The organism is Salinimicrobium oceani (assembly GCF_012037645.1).
Genome location: NZ_JAAVJR010001481.1, coordinates 1 through 303 on the forward strand (window position 1 = coordinate 1; position 303 = coordinate 303).

A 303-nucleotide genomic window follows, 5' to 3' on the forward strand; every position below is an offset into this window, starting at 1 on the left:
CTTACTCTCCCTGGGAGCAGCTTCGGCAATCATTCTGTTTATTTTTAAGGATACAATCTTAGGTTTTATTGCTTCCATCCAGGTTTCAGTAAATGATATTGTTCGTATTGGAGACTGGATCACCTTCAGCAAATATGGAGCTGACGGATTTGTGACCGAGATCAATCTGGCAACTGTTCGGGTACAGAACTGGGACAATACCTACACCACCATTCCTACTTATAACCTTATCGCCGATTCATTCCACAACTGGCGCGGAATGCAGGAATCGCCGGGAAGAAGGATCAAAAGAGCCATTAATAT

The 303-nt window shown here is 43.6% G+C and carries 1 protein-coding gene; it reads left to right on the forward strand.

Annotated features, from left to right (window positions below; genetic code table 11):
• The coding region (locus tag HC175_RS22725) for a mechanosensitive ion channel family protein (RefSeq protein WP_168140051.1) at positions 1 to 303 on the forward strand (303 nt) is incomplete at both ends.